Annotated in this window: 17 protein-coding genes; 3 read left to right on the forward strand and 14 right to left on the reverse strand. The window is 67.8% G+C overall.

The window, feature by feature from the left end; genetic code table 11:
• Positions 1 to 379: 379 nt before the first annotated feature.
• The 14 genes from ACWCRJ_RS10130 to ACWCRJ_RS10195 form a co-directional block, all read right to left on the reverse strand.
• A complete protein-coding gene (locus ACWCRJ_RS10130) occupies positions 380 to 2,350 on the reverse strand; it encodes an ABC transporter ATP-binding protein (protein WP_450938823.1) in 1,971 nt (656 codons plus the stop codon).
• A 201-nt stretch (positions 2,351 to 2,551) separates the two neighbouring features.
• A complete protein-coding gene (locus tag ACWCRJ_RS10135; RefSeq protein WP_450938824.1) occupies positions 2,552 to 3,607 on the reverse strand; it encodes a phosphotransferase enzyme family protein in 1,056 nt (351 codons plus the stop codon).
• 118 nt (positions 3,608 to 3,725) lie between these two features.
• Entirely contained in the window at positions 3,726 to 4,610 is an 885-nt protein-coding gene (locus tag ACWCRJ_RS10140) for an aminoglycoside phosphotransferase family protein (protein WP_450938825.1), read from the reverse strand.
• 5 nt (positions 4,611 to 4,615) lie between these two features.
• Entirely contained in the window at positions 4,616 to 5,242 is a 627-nt protein-coding gene (locus ACWCRJ_RS10145; protein WP_450938826.1) for a LuxR C-terminal-related transcriptional regulator, read from the reverse strand.
• Positions 5,243 to 5,273: 31 nt separating this feature from the next.
• Entirely contained in the window at positions 5,274 to 6,704 is a 1,431-nt protein-coding gene (locus ACWCRJ_RS10150) for a glutamine synthetase family protein (protein ID WP_450938827.1), read from the reverse strand.
• Complete coding sequence (locus tag ACWCRJ_RS10155; protein WP_450938828.1) at positions 6,704 to 8,233, reverse strand: amino acid permease; 1,530 nt, start codon at positions 8,231 to 8,233, stop codon at positions 6,704 to 6,706. Before ACWCRJ_RS10155 ends, ACWCRJ_RS10150 begins: the two co-directional genes overlap by 1 nt.
• A 75-nt stretch (positions 8,234 to 8,308) precedes the next feature.
• Positions 8,309 to 9,313: a hypothetical protein gene (locus ACWCRJ_RS10160; RefSeq protein WP_450938829.1), complete on the reverse strand. Its 1,005-nt coding sequence runs from the start codon at positions 9,311 to 9,313 to the stop codon at positions 8,309 to 8,311.
• Between the two features lie 211 nt (positions 9,314 to 9,524).
• The gene (locus ACWCRJ_RS10165) at positions 9,525 to 9,719 is read right to left on the reverse strand and encodes a hypothetical protein (protein ID WP_450938830.1); all 195 of its coding nucleotides are present in this window, start codon (positions 9,717 to 9,719) and stop codon (positions 9,525 to 9,527) included.
• A complete protein-coding gene (locus ACWCRJ_RS10170; RefSeq protein WP_450938831.1) occupies positions 9,719 to 10,159 on the reverse strand; it encodes a hypothetical protein in 441 nt (146 codons plus the stop codon). The genes ACWCRJ_RS10165 and ACWCRJ_RS10170 overlap by 1 nt, the downstream gene beginning before the upstream one ends.
• A 109-nt stretch (positions 10,160 to 10,268) precedes the next feature.
• Entirely contained in the window at positions 10,269 to 11,507 is a 1,239-nt protein-coding gene (locus ACWCRJ_RS10175; RefSeq protein WP_450938832.1) for a helix-turn-helix domain-containing protein, read from the reverse strand.
• A 413-nt stretch (positions 11,508 to 11,920) separates the two neighbouring features.
• Positions 11,921 to 12,385, reverse strand: coding sequence for a GNAT family N-acetyltransferase (locus ACWCRJ_RS10180; protein WP_450938833.1), 465 nt, complete (start codon positions 12,383 to 12,385; stop codon positions 11,921 to 11,923).
• 166 nt (positions 12,386 to 12,551) lie between these two features.
• Entirely contained in the window at positions 12,552 to 13,019 is a 468-nt protein-coding gene (locus ACWCRJ_RS10185; RefSeq protein ID WP_450938834.1) for a PPC domain-containing DNA-binding protein, read from the reverse strand.
• Positions 13,020 to 13,052: 33 nt separating this feature from the next.
• Complete coding sequence (locus ACWCRJ_RS10190; protein WP_450938835.1) at positions 13,053 to 14,051, reverse strand: asparaginase; 999 nt, start codon at positions 14,049 to 14,051, stop codon at positions 13,053 to 13,055.
• A 63-nt stretch (positions 14,052 to 14,114) separates the two neighbouring features.
• The gene (locus tag ACWCRJ_RS10195; RefSeq protein WP_450938836.1) at positions 14,115 to 15,518 is read right to left on the reverse strand and encodes a helix-turn-helix domain-containing protein; all 1,404 of its coding nucleotides are present in this window, start codon (positions 15,516 to 15,518) and stop codon (positions 14,115 to 14,117) included.
• Positions 15,519 to 16,129: 611 nt separating this feature from the next.
• Here ACWCRJ_RS10195 and ACWCRJ_RS10200 point away from each other — a divergent pair.
• The 3 genes from ACWCRJ_RS10200 to ACWCRJ_RS10210 all read left to right on the forward strand — a co-directional run bounded on the left by ACWCRJ_RS10200 (position 16,130) and on the right by ACWCRJ_RS10210 (position 18,532).
• On the forward strand, positions 16,130 to 16,546 hold the full coding sequence (locus ACWCRJ_RS10200; protein ID WP_390677397.1) for a hypothetical protein: 417 nt from the start codon (positions 16,130 to 16,132) through the stop codon (positions 16,544 to 16,546).
• Positions 16,547 to 17,159: 613 nt separating this feature from the next.
• Positions 17,160 to 18,011 (forward strand): hypothetical protein, encoded by an 852-nt coding sequence (locus tag ACWCRJ_RS10205; RefSeq protein ID WP_450938837.1) that lies wholly within the window; start codon positions 17,160 to 17,162, stop codon positions 18,009 to 18,011.
• 14 nt (positions 18,012 to 18,025) lie between these two features.
• Entirely contained in the window at positions 18,026 to 18,532 is a 507-nt protein-coding gene (locus tag ACWCRJ_RS10210) for a GNAT family N-acetyltransferase (protein WP_450938920.1), read from the forward strand.
• Positions 18,533 to 18,546 lie beyond the last annotated feature (14 nt).

Genomic DNA, 18,546 nt, shown 5'->3' on the forward strand with positions numbered 1-18,546 from the left:
TGATGCTGCGGGTCCTTCATCGTGGACCGCCGCCCCGGCCCGTCGGGTGTACGCGTCGATGTGATCCGCGGTGAGGCAGTCGGCGATCCCGGCCAAGGCGATGGTCAGTACTCCGCGGGCTGCCCGCCTGCCTGTGTAGCCGCCAGATGGCCCGCAGATTCGGTGATCGAGGCCGCTCTCGTCAGTGCCATAGGCCGATACTTCGCGCCCATCTGCCCCTCATCCCCTCCGTACAGGGCGACGGCCCTAGGGCCGTGGACGTGTGCCTCAAAGTTGATGGCCGCTACGGCCCGCACCGCGATGTCACGGTGCGGGCGTTGCGTCGGCTGCGGGGGCGGCTCATGATTCTGGTGCCTCACCGTTCCTGGCGTCGAATCGTTCAGAACAGGGCTGGCTGGTTCAGTGGCACGTTCTCTTCGGAGCCAGCCGGGGCAGGTACACGACCGGTGCGCTCGTTCTGCAGATCCCACAGTTCGCGGAACAAGCCGTCCTCCTGGGCCAACAGTTCCTCGGGGGTGCCGTGCTGGATGACGCGGCCTTTGTCCAAAACGACGATGCGGTCGGCGATGGTCACGTTGGTGAGCCTGTGCGTGACCAGGACGACAGCGCGGTCGGCGGCAAGCCGACGCAGCCCGGTGAAGATGCGGTGCTCGGCCCTTGGGTCAAGGGCCGCGGTCGGTTCGTCCAAGACGAGCAGTCCGGCCGGCCGATGGAATGCGCGGGCGAGCGCGATCCTCTGCCACTGTCCGCCGGACAGTTCCTGCCCACCCCACCATTCCTTAGCCAGCAGGGTGTTCAGCCCGCTGCGCAACCCGTTGATGACTTCGTCGGCGCCTGCGGCATGCGCCGCGGCGAGCACTGCGGCGTCCCCTTCCTCGGTGGCCTGGCCGAGGGTGATGTTCTCCCTCGCCGACAGAGGCCAGCTCGCGTAGGACTGCGGTACGACGGCGACACGCTCCCAGGTGGCGTGCGCGTCCAGGTCCCTGGTGTCGATTCCGTCCCAGGAGACGGCTCCTTGATCGGGCAGGTACAGAGCCGACAGGATCTTGCTTAGGGTGGTCTTGCCGGAGCCGTTCTCGCCCACCAGCGCGACGACTTCGCCGCGCCGGACCTCCAAGGAGACGTCGTCGAGGGCAGGACGGTCGGCGCTCGGGTACTGGAAGGTGATGTTCTCGGCGCGTACGACGGTGGGGGCGCCTGGCGCCTGAGAGCCGCGGTCGATGCGATGCCCGCCGGCTTCGTCGATGAAGTCCGCCCAGTCGTCCAAGTACATTCCCGTACGGAAGAGTTGGGCCCCGTAGCCGACGACCCCGTCCAGTCCCGCGCTGACGCGGCCCAATGCGAGGAACGCGGTGCCGACGGCGGCGACTGAGATCTGCCCGGCGAACACCAGCAGCGCCAGGGCCACCCACACCACCGCGTGGGCGAGACCTCCCGCTGCCCCGCCCACCAGGGAGATCCTGGCCGAGCGCCAAGTGGCCTGGTCGGTGGTCCTGTCGATCCGCGCTCCGGCCGTGCGGTACTTGTCGAGCAGGAACGGCGCCATGGTGCCGGAACGGACCTGGTCGGCGGTCTGCTTGTCGACCATGTACCAGCGCAGCATGCCCAGCAGCCGCCGGTCCTTCGTCGTGGCGAGCGAGGCGATGTAGCTGATGCGCGCCGCACGCACGCTGGCCACACCCTTCGGCAAGGCCGCCAGGAGGAGGAGCGGCAGAAGGATCGGGTGCACGGCGGTCAGGACAAACGCTGAGGCGATCAGCGACGCCGAGGCAGCGAGGATGTACTGCGCTTGGGTGAGGAGGTCCCTGGAGACTTCCACTCCCCGGTCGGCCGCGTCCCAGCGGTCGTTGTATCCGGGGTTGTCGTACGCGGCGAGTTCCGCCTTGGTCGCCGCGTCGAGGAGCTCGAGTTCGGCCTCCCGGGCGATACGCGGGGCCAGCCGTGCCGACAGCGCGGTGGAGGCGATACCCAGCAGGGCGCGCAGACCGATGGCCCCCGACAGGACGACAAGGGAAGGTACGGCGGAGCGGAGCTGGTCGCCGCTGATGTGCTGGGAGGCGATCAGCGGCTTGATCACCCCGGTGGTGGCCATCAGCCCGAACGCTTCAAGTACTCCCGAAAGGAGCTGCACGCCGAGCAGGGCGATGACTGCGGCGCGGTCGACCTGCCAGCCCAGTGCGAGGGACCGGCGGATCAGTTGGGGCAGACGCCGGGCCATCGCACGGGTCGTGATCGCGTTGGCGGCCTCGATACGGCGGTCGCCGGGGATGACGAACTTCAGTTCCTCATCCGAGACCTCCGCCTCGCCGGTCGGTGCGGTTGTAGCGGTGGGCTTCGGGATGGTTGTCATCGACTCCAGCCCTCCGCCGACACGCGGTGCCCGGCCAGGGAGGTCGTACGGAATTCCAGCGGATCATGCTGTTCGCGGATGAGTGCAAGGTGCAGACCGGTCGCGGTTTGATACGCCAAGACGTCCCCCTGTATGCCGTGTGTGGTTGAGGCTGTCGCTCGTCAGCCGTTTCGTTCAGCGCAGTCGGAAGGTGCTGGATAGTCAGGACGTGTCTCCGTTCGCCTCAAGGCCAGTGAGCTCGTCTTCGATGCCCTCAAGGTCACTGAGCAGGCGGCGGATGGTGATCTGACGCTCGCGCCAGTGCCGCTTCAGATCCGCCTCCGCTTCCCCCGGCAGGTCGTACTCGGCGGTCGTGGCGCCGTAGAAGCTGAACAGCATGTACAGCAGCGCGATCCGGGCGCATGCCCACACCTCCCGCATCGGGAGGCTGGGGTGCTCCGAGCGGTAGGCCCTAGCCATCGCCAGTGCGCAAGCTGCCCAATCAGTGCTGGTGGCGACGGTGCGCGGGTCGAACGCCGCCCGCCCCAACTCCCAGGCCGGCATAGCGCTGGCGCAGCGGAAGTCGATGACGCCGGTGACAGCGTCGGCGAGGGTGATCAGGTTGGTGCGGCTGAGATCCGCATGCAGTGCCTGTTCCGCCAGCGTCTCGGGCAGATGTTCCCGCAACAGGTGGACGTGGGCCCGCAGGTCCCCACGCCGCTGGTCGAGGTCAACGCGTAGTTGGTCGAGACGGTCGTGGCCTTGGCGCGTGGCTCTGGCCATCACGGCGTCGCATTTCGCCACAGCGTCCTCGACGGGCTCGGTCCGCCAGCGGGTCTGCTGCACGCGCTTCGGCAGCGGGTACGCGGCGAGCGCACGGTGCATGCGTCCCATGACGACGCCGATGTGCTCGGCGAGGGGGACCGTCATCGCGGAGGGGTTCACCCGTCCGGGAGCCTCGTCGACCACGGCCCATGCGCTGCCTCCCGCGATGGTGACCAGGTTGTCGTTGGCGTCGGGCCACACCCGCGGAACGGGGAGCTTCGCGGCCCGGCAGTATTCCGACATGTCCCACGCGTTGCGCGCCTCGTCCAGGTCGGCCATCGAGGGGTACTGCTTGACGTACAGCCTCACCCCGTCGTCCGTCAGGACTCGCCGGTTGATGGTGTCCGTGCCCATGTGCACCGGTTCAACGATGTCGGCGACCAGCCCGTACCGGTCTTCCAGCACGTCAGCGGTCAACGTCTCGCCCCAGCCTGCTTCGTCCACAAAGATCACCGGCCTTCGCGTGCAGAGGCACAGTGGGCGGTGAGGACGGTGAAGGCGTTGAAGGCGTTGAAGGCATCGCGACGATCGCCGAACAGGTGCGGAGCCGCGGACGTTCGAGCGAAGACGTTCACGTACGCCACCCGCCCCACACCCTCTTGCGGGTCTCCAGGCGCAGGTTCTCCAGCATGATGTGCGCCTCGTCGACCAGGCCGCCGTCGCGGTGCTTGATCCCCCAGTTCAGCGAGTCCAGAGCATCCAGTGCCCCGTACGCCCGGCATGCGACGAGTTCCTCCGTGGTGAGGGGCCGGCCGTATCCGTGGTGGAAGGCGGCGTTGAGGTCGGGGCGGTGGCTCAGAATCCGGTAGCGCAGCCGGCTCAGGTCCCTGCAGGCGGCGGGCCGAAGCTCGGCCCTTTCGAAGTCGATGACCCGTAGCCGCTGCTCGGTCTCGTCCCACATCCAGTTCTTGGGCATGTAGTCGCCGTGCTGGGATACCTGGGGCAGGCTCGGAGGCACTTCCTCGGCGAGCGTGCGCACGATCGCGAGGTCGTACTCCGGCACGTACGCCGCCGTACGGTCCAGCAGTTGGGCGACCGCCTCGTCCCACGCCTCCTCCGTCGCTGCCGGCGTCGGCTCGTCGGCTGCCGCGGTGTGGAACCGGGCGAGCAGTTCGCCCGCCTGCTCGTAGGCCGCCCGTTCCTGCTCGGCCGGCAGGCGTAGCGTGTCGAGACCGCCTCCGGGCACGGCGGTGATCAGGACGGTGCGCGTCTGCGTGTCCGCGGCGACCAACTCGGGTGCCCGGCCGACGCCCATGGCCACGGTCCACTTCTGGTACGCGGTCACCTCGCGGTGGTGGAGCTTCGCGCCCGCGTGGAGCTTCCCGAACCACCTCTCGCCGTCAGGCCCGTTGACCTCCCAGACGGAAGGCCGGATGTCGCCGGGCCTGGGGTGCTCGGCGACCACCGTGTACGTGTCGGTCACCGACTCCACCAGGTGGTGGAGTGCGCTGGGCATGTCGGTCACGGTGCGCCCTTCCGCTCGCCGAGCCCTCCGACCACGCCACGATGGGTGACGGGTCGGATGCACTCAGTGTCCTGTTGTGGGTGGGTAGCTTGCCAGTGGGCACTGACATTGCGGCCTGAGCTGGTCATCTGGGGGGTGGGAACGCGGAGGACGGTCCCGGAGGCCATCTCGGTCAGGGACTCGTCGAGCACCTCACAGCTCCAGCCGAGCGTCACGAGGTGCGGGTCGTTCTCGGCCTTGACGCGCTCCCGCAGGGCCCTGACCCGCGCCAGCGCGCTGTCACGGCTGATGCGGGCCCGGTCCGCGAACTCCTGTGACGTCGCACCGGTCGCGACCATCCGCCAGGTCTCGATCTCCGTTTCCGAGAAGGCCTCCGGGGAGGTGGCCGTCTCGGGACGCTGGAGTTGCCCGGTGACGAAGCAGGCGTGGACGACGGCGGCCCGGCCTCTCACGCCGAGCTTCTGTCCGCAGTGCTTCAACTGCACGTTGATCGTGCCGACGGTGATGGACAGCTCGGAGGCGATCGCGTGGGTGCTCTCGCCCTCCGCGACCTTCTGGGCGATCCGAAGCTGTGCGGGCGTCAGCGGAAGCGTCGCGGGCGGGCGGGTCGGGCGGGCACTCACGGTTGTGCGTCCTTTCGGTGAGGCGGGCTTGTCAGGCGCGAGCCAGCCAGCGCTGCCGCTCGGTGTCGGTGACGAGGCACTCGTCGTGGGCGAGTTCCAGGCGGGCGAGATGGGCATAGTGCTCGACCACCCCGGCGCCGAAGGCTTCCTGCGCGAAGACGCTGTTCTGGAAGGCGGTCAGAGCCGGTCCGAGAGCGGGTGGCACGGGGATTCCGCCTGCGCGGTAGGCGTTGCCGGTCGCTTCGGGACCAAGGGTGAGCTTCCGCTCGAGACCGTGGTCGATGGCCGCCAGTACCGCCGACAGCGCCAGGTACGGGTTGGCGTCCGCGCCCGGCACACGGATCTCCAGGTGCAGCCCTTCACCGCGGCCGACGACGCGGACCGCGCAGGTGCGGTTGTCGCGGCCCCAGGTGAACGTGGTGGGCGCGAACGAGCCGGTCGTGAACCGCTTGTAGGAGTTGACGTTGGGTGCGTAGAACGGGCCCAACTCGGGCAGGCCGGCGAGCAGACCCGCGATGGCGTGCTCACCGATCTGGGACAGTCCGTACTCGCTGCCGGGCCCGTTGAGTTGGCTGATGGCCTTCGACCACAGCGAGACGTGCAGGTGCAGGCCGTTGGCTCGGTCGGTTTCCGGGGCCGCCATGAACGTGGGTGCCAGACCGGCGCGCAGACCCAGGGTGCGCACAGCGTGCTTGAAGAGCGGGTGCCGATCGCAGGCGGTGAGCGCGCCACCGTACGGGAAGGTCACCTCGACCTGGCCAGGACCGGCCTCGGTCTTGATCGCTTCCACGGGCATCCCAGCGCCGGCGAGCGCCCGCTGAAGACGACGCAGGAACCGGTCGGATACGGGGTCGTGATCGAGGGCGTAGTCCAGGTTCCCCGTCGTCAACGGCCGCAGGCCCTGATAGTTGGCCTGTTCCGCGTCCTCGTACGTGCCCCTGTAGAGGACGAACTCGGTCTCGATCCCCGCCTTGGGGTGCAGACCGTGCCGCGACAGCCGGGTCAGCTGCTGGTGGAGGATCTGGCGGGGTGCGATGTCGATCGGCGTTCCGTCGTGGTGGACGGCATCGCCGAGTACGACAACGGTGCGTGGCAGCCACGGCACGATGCTCAGGGTCGACAGGTCCGGTTGCACGGAAAGGTCCTGGTAGCCGGTCTCCCACGAGGTCAGGGCAAAGCCGTCCGCCGGGCTCATGTCGATGTCGGTGGCCAGGACGTAGGCGCACACCTCGGCGCCGTGATGCGCGACGCGCTTGAGGAAGTGGTCCGCGTCGTAACGCTTCCCCTTCAGCCTCCCCTGCAGATCGGGGACGGCGAGCAGCACTGTGTCGATGGCACCCGCCTTGACGAGGTTCCGCAGGTCGGACAGGGAGAAGGCCTTCTCGGAGCGCCCGCCGTGCTCGGGGACGGACGCGGCAGCCAGGCGTGCCACGGTGCCGTTGCCGCTCATGGTTCTCGTCATCAGACGACCTCGCTTTCGTACGTGGCCGCCGAGCGGTCGAAGTTCTGGGCCGGCACTTCGTACGAGCTGCCCTGCTTCCGCCACCACGCCCATGCCAGTGCGAGGACGACGAGCAGAGCGATCGGCGCGTAGTTGAAGGTCTCCACGGACACCAGGCCGCCGCCGGCGGGGCGCGTCTGCGGCAGACAGAACAGCACCGTCACGAACACCACCCAGACAACCGCGATCGCGCCGACGGCCACACCCCAGCTGCCGAGGTTCCAGGGGCCGGGCCGGAAGCGATCCCGGTTCTTGATACGCAGGTAGATCGGGATCGCGTACGCCGGGGTGATTCCGACCACGTTGATGCTGGTGATCGCCGCGTACGCGACCGGGCTGTACAGGCTCGGCAGGGCCAGGACTGCGGCGCACACGACGGCCAGCAGCACGGCCATCCGCGGAGTGCCGGTACGGCGGTCGACCTGCCGCCACAGGTGCGAGCCCGGCAGCGCCCCGTCACGCGAGAACGCGAACACCATCCGGCTGGCCGCGGCGGTCTCGGCGTTGCCGCAGCACAACTGCGCGATGATCACCACCAGGAGCAGTGCCTTCGCCCCCGCCACACCCAGAGCGTCCAGGAAGATCTGCGCCGGCGGCACCCCCGTCGCCGTGGCCACGGTGCCCGCGTAGTCCTGGATCGCGAACGTGAGCCCGGCGAGCAGGACGAACCCGGCCAGCCACGACCAGCCGATCGCGTGGATGATCCCGCGGGACGCGGACACCTGGGCGTCCGTCGTCTCCTCGCTGAGGTGGGCGGAGGCGTCGTAACCGCAGAACGTGTACTGGGCCAGCAGCAGACCGAGCACCGCTGCGTAGAGGGGGCTCCAGCCGGTGTTGTTGACGAACTCGCCGAACACGAAGTCCGAGGACTGGTGGTGGGAGGGGACAATCGCCAGCGCGCCGACGATCACCGTGACGCCGCCGAGGTGCCACCAGACGCTGATGCTGTTGAGGATGCTGACCAGCCGGACCCCGAACAGGTTCAGGGCGAGGTGCAGGGCAAGGATGCACAGGAAGATCACCATGATCTTGCCCGGCGTCGGCACGAAGCCCCACTGCAGGTTGAACAGGGCGCCCGTGAACAGCGCGGCCCCGTAGCCGATGCCGGCGATTGCCCCGAGCAGGCCCAGCAGGTTCAGCCAGCCCGTGTACCAGCCCCATTTCCGTCCGCCGAGCTGCTCTGCCTGGTAGTACAGGGCCCCGGAGGTCGGATAGGCGGAGGTCACCTCGGCGAGGGCGGCGCCGATGAACATCACCATGGCACCGACGACGAGCCAGCCCCACAGCATCACCGACGGGCCGCCGGTGTTCAGGCCGAAGCCGTACAAGGTCATGCAGCCGGACAGGACGCTGATTACGCTGAAGGAGATCGCGAAGTTTCCGAACGGCCCCATGCGCCGGGTCAGCACGGGCTCGTAGCCCAGCTCCCGCAGGTACGCGTCATCGGACTTCCGGGACGACGCACGGTGGTTCGGACTCAAGCGAGACACAGGTCAGCCTCCAAGTTCAGAGAGAAACAAATGGGCAGGTTCATGCCAATGCGCCTTCGTGGAAACGGATTCCGGTTACGGGTGCGGCCCGGCGCGCGGCCCACGGGTACGGGCGTAGGAAAGGGACTCGGCGCGCGCTCGAAGGAGCAGCGCCTCACCCGGGTCTGGCCCTACGGCCCCTTCATGCACCGACGCCCACGGCTCGCGGGCCGCGTACGGGCCCATCGCCTCGAACACTTCGGCGGCTTCCAGATATTGGTGGCCGGCCCACAACGCGTAGGCAAGAAGGCTCAGGTCAGCCACTGAGCGCTGCTCGCCGTGCGTTTTGTGGAACCAGTCGTGGAAGGCGGTCAGCGTGTAGTCGAGCGTCGACTCCTGCGCCCACTGCCGCCGCCACAGCGGATCGGCGCGCGATCGCCGTCGCTGCTCGATCTGCGCGTACGCGGGGAGAAGCAGCAGAGACGATCCGACAGGCCGTTGCGAGGCGACAGACCGACCGAAGTCGAAGACCGCGGCCAGGGAAGCGCCCGGCGGGCCCTCCAGGGAGAGCATGAACTGCAGCACCCGGTGGTAGGCCTCACGGTTGTACGGATCACGCCGGTTGACCTCGTACAACAGCCCCCACGGACCGTTGGGCAGCATCGGCTCGCCGGGGTTCACCCGGTGTTCCTGGCGCTGCTGCCGCGTGTCGATCTGTGCCAGAGCCAGGAGGCACACCCATGGCACGGGATCATGCGGCGCGCGACGAGCCGCCAGCAGCGCATCACGCCGAGCCCTGAACTCGAACTCCAGCGTCTGCGGATGCCGTTGTTTGTGCGCGCGCAACGCCCGCTCGACAGCCACGCGGGCACCCATCAACTGCGCGTCATAGCTGCCAGGCTCTTCGCCGAGCCACACGCCCACCACATCCGACCGGGCGGCTGCCACCGCCAGCAGCTGGGTGCGTGACGTTCGCAGTGCCCAATGCGTGGCCGTACCCAGCAGCAGTTGCCGTGCCGTTCTCCAGCGGCCGGCCTGCAACTCAACCAGGGCCACGCCCAGGGCGTCGTCGTGGCTGGCGGGGTGATACACGAGGCGCATCAGAGTCCCTCGCGACGAACAGAGCGGTGGCGGTACGCGAGATCGAGGCTGCCCGTCGAATGTGTTCGAACCGTGCGAGGTGGCGTCGTGCTCTCTGGGTTGGACGTCGATGTCATCGAAGGCCTCAGGCGGGTTGGGGGATTGGGTCCGCGCAGGGGGTGGCGTGCACCCCCGCCGGGAGGCGGAAGGAGGGGTGACCGAGCCGGGCAGCCTAGAAACGAATCTGGCCGATCATGTCCGCGATGCTGGTCATGAATCGGTTGATGCTCGGGGCCATGGAGGTGCTCGCCAGGAAGAACCCGAAGAACACGCAGACGATCGCGGGTCCGGGTTTCACTGACTTCCCGCGGATCAGAACGACCACGAGGATGCCGAGCACCAGGACGAGAGAGATGCTCAGAGCCATCAGAAGGCCGCTTCCTCCGCAGACCCCCGTCGCTCCCTACGAGCCTGGCTCAGCGCGCGGCGCAGAGCATCGGCCCGGGTCAACGATCGCGGGGCTTGGGGGAAGACGTGCCAGTGCATCCCGGGAGGCGTCGTGCTCTCGGCGGACGGCACGACGACGTGGCACTTCTGCCCCAGGGCAACGGTCCCCGGTTCCTCCCAGCGGGCCGCGGTGCCCACCGGAACCAGGAAGTACAGCCGGGGCTCCGGACCCTCGTGGTCCAGGATCACCGGGCCGACCGGTTCGTCACCCTCGCCGAGGATCTCGATCGCGCGCCGGCCCACGGCCTCCACGGCGCGTACGGCATCCCACCACTCGCCGGCCGAGCACAGCTCCGGCTCCTCGCCGATGGGCATCCAGCGCGGCGGGACCGCGCGAGCTGCGGGATTGTCGTCGGACATGGAAAAGGCCTCCTCACCACTGGGTGTGAGGAGACCATTCCATTCAGCAAGCTATTGTGCGCGGACAGACTGTCCGTGGGGTTCGCTCACCAAAGCCCTTGACACAAGCTCAGGTTGTGCTAAGTCCCGTCCAACTGCCGAACGCAGACAGCTCGTTGGAAGGATGGGCGTCCATCCTGAGCAGCGCCGCAGTCGTCTCGCGGACGGACGGGTGGAACCGCGTGTGGTTCGGCGCGACCTTCCGCGCACGCTTGAGATCCGCGAAGGCACCGGGCCGGTCGCCCACAGCAAGCTTCGCGGAGGCCACGTCGATGAAGTGGTGGCTCGACCGTTCACCGACGGTCGTACTGGGCGGCGCCCACTCGCCGCCGGAAACCGGAGACCATTCGGTGAGGCGGGCGAGAGCCTGCTCGGTGTCACCCATGTCGATCATCGCGTGCACCTCGTGGATGCGGATGTTCGTCGGGCCGAACGACATCTCGTAGGCCAGGGAGTCGCGGTTGCCTGCCATGCCCGCGACCTGCTCCGCCTCCCGGAGGTAGTCGTCGGCGCGATCGGAGTTGTTCTCACGGGCTTCGAGAACGGCCAGCTTCAGCAGCAGCGCGCCGTCGACGGCAAGCGAGTCCTGGGTGAAGGAGCGTTCCGGCTGGAACCGCTCCAGCTCGGTCCGCAGGGCGAGGAGCTTGCGACGTGCGGGCGAGTACGCGCCCTGGCGGAGCATCGCTCCCGCGACGAGGTAACCCGCCGTGAACTGCATCAGCGGGTCGCCGGAGCGGTCGGCCGCCCAACGGACGCGTTCCAGTGCCGTGTTCGACAGGTCGTGGTGACCCATCTTGTGGGCCAGGGAGTTCACGGCACGATAGGCGCGCGCCAGGTGCCAGAACGCCTTGGTCTGGTCGCCATTGCCGCCGCCAAGGGCTACGTGCGTCAACTCGGTGATGATCGGCGGCAGCAGGGGGCCCATCGGCGCGTAGCGGGCGTCACGGCGCAGGGCCGCCACCTGGTCGACTTCCGAGGCGAGCACGGGAAGCGCACGGGGTGCGATCTCCAAGTCGTCGGGGCTGTCGTAGCAGAGCAGGAGGCGGCGAAGTTCAGGGATGACGGCGTGGACGCCGTCTTCGGCTTCCGGCTCACCGTAGTAAGGCTGGCCGGTCAGGACCTCGGGGCCGAAGCGCAGCGCCTTCGCGAGTGCCAGCACCAGCGACGGTGAAGCCTTCCGCGCACCGGACTCCAACTTCTGCACGTAGCTCGGGGAGACTGCGACCTTCTGTGCCAGTTGAGCAGCAGACAGCTTCCGTGTCCTGCGTGCTGTACGGAGACGATCTCCCAGCGTCAGGTTTTCACTCATCGGTGGATCTGTCCCTTCGCGATGAAGCACTCGCCTCAGGGTACGGAAAACGCCCTAACGCGCGCCCCTAGTCACCAAGTGTTAACGGAGCTGGCAGCGGGGCGGCTAAGGGGGAAGCCCCTTAGCATCGCGTCCGAGACGCCCAACACGGTTTAGAAAACTTCGCAAAAACGGCAAGTTGGGGTTAAATGGTCCAGATTTGAGGGTCATTGCGTCTCGGTCGTCAAGAGCTTGGGGAACAATTACTTACGGACAGATTGTCCGCGCTTCTCTTCGACTGCCGCGATCGACAAGCCACATCCGTTACGGATAGTGCTCACGTACTTCGCGTGACGGGACTACTGAATGTGTTGCCTCATGTCTTTGGCCGGCCGCCCTCTGAACCGTGGACGCCAGGGCCAACATCGCGTGAATCAGGTGACGGCCCGGCGATAGATCTGCCGGGAACCGCCTTCCGGCCCTGGACCGACAGCCTCGGCAGGGGTGAAGCCGAGTCGCTCGTAGAAGACACGCGCGCCGCTGACGAAAGCGCCGGGGTGTTCTGCGCCGAAAGTGACGACCTCAATGGTGCCCGGACCCTGCACCCACCTACGCATCGCGTCCGACATCAGTGCACGACCGACACCCTTCCCTCGTGCCTGCTCCGAGACGACAAGCCAGTGAACTCGGTAGGTCGACGCCTTCGCTCCGAACAGCAGCCCACCGAGGAGATCCGGCCCCGAGGAAACAGCGGCGAGCGCCGTGGACCGACGCATGTGCTTGCGCACAGCGTCATGGAAGCCGACTTCCTCGACCATCGGACCGAACCAATGCTCAACCTGGGCCGCCAGGCCAAGGAAGCCAGGGAAGTCTTCATCTCCCGCGAGTCTGACGATCATCCGAGCAGTCTGACAGGAACGAGGCGAAAGGTGCCTGATGCGGCACCAGATGCTGGCAGGTCACGCCCCTCTACGGCAGCCGACTCCGCACCGAGCTCGACCTCGGCGAGTTCATGCGTGTGCTCGCCGTCGTCCGTGATCACGACCTTGTCTATCCACGAGGGCATCACTCCGGAGCGCCGAAAGTGAGCAGTGGCACGTCGTACAGTTCAGGATTTCGAGGCCGGGTCATGACCGGTGAGATCACTTCCACGACGAAGAGCTCGCTGAGGAACTGGACCTTGGCGCTCAGGAGGTGACTGGTTCGGCCGTCGGCCGACTGTGCCTTCAGCCCGGCGGAGACGTGGATGTGCGGCAGGATGCCTCCCGTCTCCGGATCGTGGGCGATTGTCCCAGCACCGAAGGCTTCGACGTTGGTGACATACGTCTTGGCCCAGACCGGGGCGTCCGGGTCTTCGAGTTTCTCGCAGGCGCCGACGATCTCGGCTTCGGCGAACGCACCGATGAACGAGGGAATGTAGCCCTGCCGCACTCCTTGGTCACGGCAGAACGCGGAGAGCGCGTCGAAGAAGTCCTCGCCGTGGTCGAAGGTGACGCCGAACGTCCGGCCGGTGGTCAGTTCATGGGCACGCATGCGGGTCCTCTCGGGCGTGGCTAACGTGCGGAATCAGCGCGCGGAAACGGCGAACTTCTCAGCGATGCTCTCGCGGCCCACGTCCTGGGCGAGCAGCGCCTGAAGCAAGAGGCGTGCCTGGTACGGGCCGAGGTCGCCGGCCGGGATGAGCCCCCGGCTGATCAAGTCCTTCTCCGACCCGGGGAAACCGTACGTTCCGGTCAGGACCGGGCCGTTGCCGATGCGCGAGGCGAGGACGACGGGAACACGTACGGCGAGCCGTTCGAGGCTCTCGACAAGTCGCTGTGGGACGTGTCCAACGCCGAAGGCAGCGACGACGAGACCGTCGCACTGGCCGGACCAGGCTTCGAGCAGCGCGCCGTCGTCGCCGAGGCTGACCGTGTAAAGGCCCACGCGAGGGTCACGGACGGCCGGTGCCAAGGGAACGAATCGATCGGGCAACGGGGAAGCCAGCCGTACCCGGTCCTCCGCGATCCGGCCGATGGGTCCGGCGCCGGGTGACGCGAAGGCGGCAGGGCTGGTGGTGTGCGCCTTACGGACATGCCGTGCCGCGTGGATCTCGTCATTCAGGACGACCAGCACCCCGGCTCCACGCAGTTGCGGATCGGCTGCCGCGACAACGGCCGCGTACAGGTTGGCCGGTCCGTCAGGGCCGGCCATGGTGGGGTTGCGCATGGCACCGGTTACGACGACCGGCTGGTTGTGACCGTGGCGGAGGTCGAGGAAGAACGCCGTCTCCTCAATGGTGTCGGTGCCCTGTGTGATCACGATCCCGTCTACGTCGCCGCCGTCGAGGACCTTCCCAATCTCCGTGCCGAGCTCCGTGAGGTCGTCGAAGGTGAGCGAGGCACCAGGCACCCGGCGGAAGTCGTGCACGCGCAGGTCGATGCCGTGACCATCCAGGCCAGGGACAGCCGCGAGAAGGTCATGGGCGGAGAGAGCCGGCACGACTCCTCCGGTCCCCGGGTCGGTGGTCATGGCGATGGTGCCGCCGAGAGAGTAGACAGCTACCGTTCGTGTCACGCCTGCCATCGCCCCAACTTCCGATCCACGCAGCCTGGTTGGATCTCGTCCTCGGAGATCTTTCCGTGCAGGCTATCGGGTCGCTCCCACAGGGTCACCGGCCTCGGACCGCAACTCGGCCGCCACGTACGCGCAAGCCCGGTCCAAGGCATCAAGGCTGAGGTGGCGGCTTCGTGGTCTGGCGAGGCCGGTGGTTCCCACAGCGGCAAGCTGACCGCAGCGGTGAGTCAACCAAGCTCGGTCAAGGCCGAGATAGTCCGAAGTCGCCGCCATGCGCTCCCCGGAGGTCGATCCCATGGTGACGCTATGTGCTCGCGCGTGGCCCGTGATGCCCGCGAAGGCCCGCAGGGAACGCGCCCCGGAAGTCAGAGCGGTCTGGGGCGCGGATTCAGCGCGTACCCAGGTCGCTATGGCCGCCCGGTGACCAGGAACGAGCGCGAAGCCCTCCGTCTGCTGGAGGTCCGCCTCGTCGGTCACCCAGGTCGTGATGCCGTACGACTCCATCAGCGCGATCGCGAGGAACAGCAACACGCGCTCGTACATGGGCGAGGCGGCGACCTCTTGGTGGGGAACGCAGAAAGCTCGCCCGACACCGTCGTGTGCTCGTGCGGGAGCCATCAGCTCAAGGTAGCGGTGCTTGTGCTCGAAGAGCAGCCAGGTCGCGGCTTCCTCCCCTCGCTGTTCGCGGGTCCAGAAGACCGGATCACCGGCCAGCTCGTCGCGCTGGTCGAGGATGAACCGGGCGCATGCCCGCGAGCCGACGAGCATCTGGGAGCCGTCGGTGAGGCCGTCGAGAGTGACCGACTGACGGCCTACTCCCGACAAGTCCTGTGACGGAAGGTCCGGTTCTCCGTAAAGCGCAGCGTCGTCGCCAAGGATGGCGGAGTCGAACCCTGCCGCAGCCCAGAGGATCCCCAAGGTGAAGTCGTCGAACTCGTAGGCCATGGGAATGGCGAAGGGGCTTCCGGCTTCGTCACGGACGCCCCCGCGCGCGTCCGTGACGAAGTACCGCTGTGTCCCGTCTCCGCTGTGGTGCACGGCGAGCAGGGCCCTGAGCGGCATCCGACTCCATGCCTCGGCCTCCCCGCTCGACGCGAGAAGCAGAGCGTCGCCCTGTAAGGAGGCGACTGGCCCTGTCAGCGTGGGAAGCGCCGTAGGCGGCAGGTTCCGCCCGGCGGGCAGCAGGAGTTGCCCGCGTCCGTCAGGAAGCGTCAGGTGGTTGCCCAGGCTGTCCGCCATCGGCGACGGCCGGTCGACGTCGGGTAACGGTCCCAGGAGGCCGTCAGGCACCCCAAGGGCCTCGCTCCACTGTGCGAGCTGGCGACGGTCGCGGATCTTCTTCCGGCCGCGCTCCAGCCGGCTCACTTCGGCTTGGTCGATGTTGACGAGCCGGGCGACCGCTGCCTGTGAGAGGCCGGTGTGTTGCCGAAAGAGCCGCACGACCAACCCGAGATCCCAGGCACGGATCGCTGCCACGACTGCGGGTTCCACCCAGAACTCACGTCCGACTCGGGGTACTGCACCGCCCCTCTGGCAGGGCCCACACCGCGGTCCTACGTTGAATCGGCTGAGCGTCGCACGGCACGTCGAACAGTGCCGCTCCACCCCGCGAGCCATCCCGGTCTCACCCCTAGGTGATCAGGCGTATCCCCCAGCTGCCGAACTTTCCACAGGACTACTTTGCCGCGTCGGCCGATCACCCAAACACGGCAGCGGAAGCTCGGTAGCAAGGTGGCCGATCCCTTGAAAGCCCTTCTTCGGGTTCCTGAACCGGCCCTCAACTGCACGCCGAATGCGCGCAGTTGGTTCGCCGCCCATAGCACGGCATGCTGATCCGTCAACTCTCCTCGCTCCGAAAACCTGCGGACAACCTGTCCGCTCACGATGTGTGCGAACTGGAAGGGTCTCCACCACGAGATGCCGGTCATCCAAGAGCCCCAGACCTGACCGGTCGGCGCAGCCGCGCGGGGCCCGTCGAGTTTCCGCGACCAACTGCCCGGCGGGCGCCAACCGGCCTCGGGAGTCAGTCCCGAGGGATTCTCGGCACTCGTTCTAAGATCGCTTCCGCCAGATGAGAGGAGTTCAGCGTGACCGCTGTCCAGACCCCCGAGAGGACCGAGCTGGGCAAGTTCTTCCAGGTCTCGGTCCGGCAGTTCGACGCTGGCCAGGTCGCCCCCGAGATGTTCTCGGCCGCCATCGACGCCGAGTGGCACCAGCTCCTGGACAAGCCCGAGTACGCGGAGTTCTGCGCGCGGAGCGCCGGCCGGCTGATCAACCACGTGGAGAACACCGGCTACGGCCGGATCTCCTGGGTCGACGCCTACGTGGAGATGTTCGGCCCGCTGCCCGAGGTGTGGTTCACCGGCGCGGACGGGGTGCTCGACCAGCGGGCCATGGCGCGCTACCGCGAGACCGGCGAGGTGTGGGCGGAGTGGGACTGCAGCCCCATCCCGGGCGACGGCGGCGACGTCGCACCGAAGATCTCGGCACTCGCGGCCGGATGACGACCGGCCCTCTGACCGGAGCGTCCTGGTCCCGTGCCAGGGCGCTCCGCCTGGTCGAGGCACGTACCACGGCTCCGCGGACCGTGGACATCACGGACTACATCGACCGTGTGTCCGCGCACTGCCCCTACCTCGTGCCTTCCCTTCGACACGGTCTGACGGCCTGGACGGTGTACGAGATCGCAAGCAGCGATCCCGAGTCCGTGGAAGCTGGTCTGTTCCATGCGGGAGTGCAGGCCGCGGAGTGGGTTCGTCCACTCGCGTCTCGCCCGAGAGGCGCTCTCGTCTGTGAGAACGTCGTCATCCTGGGGGACGTCCAAGGAGTCGAACACCGTGAGTTGATGGCGTGGCCGCACTGGGCACTGAAGAACCTGTACGGCCCTGTGGGTGTCATGTTCGGGAAGTTCCAGGGAGGCGAGCAGCGGCTCGACAGATCAAGCCGCCCGATCCCGCCTCCCCCGTGTTCGTTCCTCCCTGTTCGTCCCGCCGTGAGAGCCCGCGACCCTCAGTTCCTGAAGGACACCCCTGATCTCGCGGATGCCCTCTCGGTCGCGGTAGACGATGGGAGCGATGTCCTCGAGCGAATCCCACACGATTGGCAGGCGGTAAAGGCATGGTCGCGTTCCCTCCCTGTCCCCCCGAAGCCCTCGCAGCAGCGGAAGCCGCCTGCGGCGGCACTGTCGACCTGAAGGAGCTGACCAACCGGCGTGGCTCCGCGGTCTGGAAGGCCGCCGGCCCCGAGGGCACGGTCGCGGTGAAAATCGGATACGACGACGGTGTGGCCGCCACTCTGCGAGAGGCAACCACCTTGGTGGCCATGGGCGTTGCCGAATACGAGGCGGTCTCGGGTTCGTACGACGGCGGCTCGTGGCTCGTCACACCCTGGTTCACCGGCCCCTCCACCTGGGCGGTCTTCACCCCCGCTCGCGAGGGCACTGGCGGACGTGAGGCCGCTCTCCGAGGTGGCGCTGACCTGTGCCGGTCAGTCGCCGACCTGCACGCCTCTGGATGGATCCACGCCGACCTCCAGCCTTCCCACGGCATCCACACCCCGGCGGGCGTCCGCCTGATCGACTTCGCCTGGTCCTGGCGTGAGGGCGAGGAGCCGGTCAGCGGCTTCAGCGGTGGCATCGTGCACCTCATGGCGCCGGAACTCGCTGCCGCCGTCGCACACGGAGACGGTCCGGTGGCACCGACGCGCGCCAGCGACACGTACGCCCTCGCCGGTGTCCTGTGGACGTGCGCCTCGGGAGGCTGGCCGCTCGACTACAAGGCAGCGGGTATCGACCGGAAGGCCGCGGGCCCGGACGGGGTTCGAGACGCGATCGCCACTGGCCGTCTGCCGTTCGCGCCGACCGTGTGGCCCGAGCTCCAGGACGCCCTCCGGCCCGCGCTCGCTGCCGTACCCGAGGACAGGCCCACGGCCGGCGAGCTGGCGGAGCTCCTGCTCAAGGTTGAGCCGTGATCTCGCTCCGCGAGGTGACCCTGACCGACGCACCAGCGGTCCGACGCATCTACAGCGCCGCTTCCGTGAGGTACCTGCCGCGAGCACCCCTGACCGCTGAGAACGCCGCCTCTTGGGTGACCGATCGCATCGCCGAAAGTCGTGCGACGCCACGGATGCTGTACTGCTTCGGCATCGAACACACCGACGACCTGGTCGGCGTGATCAAGCTACACCCCGCCCGTACCTCGGCGGCGCTCAGCTACATCGTTCGAGACGACGCATGGGGTCACGGGTACGCCACCACGGCGGTGGCGCTCGTGCTCGACTTCGCCTCCACCACACTCGACCTGGCCTCCGTTGACGCCAAGCACCACCCCGACAACCACGCTTCGGGGCGAGTGCTGATCAAGTCCGGATTCACCTGCACCGGCCGCTCCGCGGAGGCCATCACGTACATAAGGAACCTCGCCCCGGGGACCAGGAGCGCGGTCCACGTGCACGAACGCCTGTCGGACGGGGCGACGGCAGCACGCTCATAAACACTCATAAGCAG

The sequence above is a fragment of the Streptomyces sp. NPDC002324 genome (assembly GCF_053593335.1).

What these genes read in the sequence shown, in the direction of transcription:
- ACWCRJ_RS10185 (WP_450938834.1), bottom strand. Translation starts at nt 13,019, where the DNA reads ATGCGTGCCCATGAACTGACCACCGGCCGGACGTTCGGCGTCACCTTC.
- ACWCRJ_RS10165 (WP_450938830.1), bottom strand. Translation starts at nt 9,719, where the DNA reads ATGGCTCTGAGCATCTCTCTCGTCCTGGTGCTCGGCATCCTCGTGGTC.
- ACWCRJ_RS10180 (WP_450938833.1), bottom strand. Translation starts at nt 12,385, where the DNA reads ATGATCGTCAGACTCGCGGGAGATGAAGACTTCCCTGGCTTCCTTGGC.
- ACWCRJ_RS10190 (WP_450938835.1), bottom strand. Translation starts at nt 14,051, where the DNA reads ATGGCAGGCGTGACACGAACGGTAGCTGTCTACTCTCTCGGCGGCACC.
- ACWCRJ_RS10160 (WP_450938829.1), bottom strand. Translation starts at nt 9,313, where the DNA reads ATGCGCCTCGTGTATCACCCCGCCAGCCACGACGACGCCCTGGGCGTG.
- ACWCRJ_RS10170 (WP_450938831.1), bottom strand. Translation starts at nt 10,159, where the DNA reads ATGTCCGACGACAATCCCGCAGCTCGCGCGGTCCCGCCGCGCTGGATG.
- ACWCRJ_RS10140 (WP_450938825.1), bottom strand. Translation starts at nt 4,610, where the DNA reads ATGCCCAGCGCACTCCACCACCTGGTGGAGTCGGTGACCGACACGTAC.
- ACWCRJ_RS10130 (WP_450938823.1), bottom strand. Translation starts at nt 2,350, where the DNA reads ATGACAACCATCCCGAAGCCCACCGCTACAACCGCACCGACCGGCGAG.
- ACWCRJ_RS10175 (WP_450938832.1), bottom strand. Translation starts at nt 11,507, where the DNA reads ATGAGTGAAAACCTGACGCTGGGAGATCGTCTCCGTACAGCACGCAGG.
- ACWCRJ_RS10150 (WP_450938827.1), bottom strand. Translation starts at nt 6,704, where the DNA reads ATGACGAGAACCATGAGCGGCAACGGCACCGTGGCACGCCTGGCTGCC.
- ACWCRJ_RS10205 (WP_450938837.1), top strand. Translation starts at nt 17,160, where the DNA reads ATGGTCGCGTTCCCTCCCTGTCCCCCCGAAGCCCTCGCAGCAGCGGAA.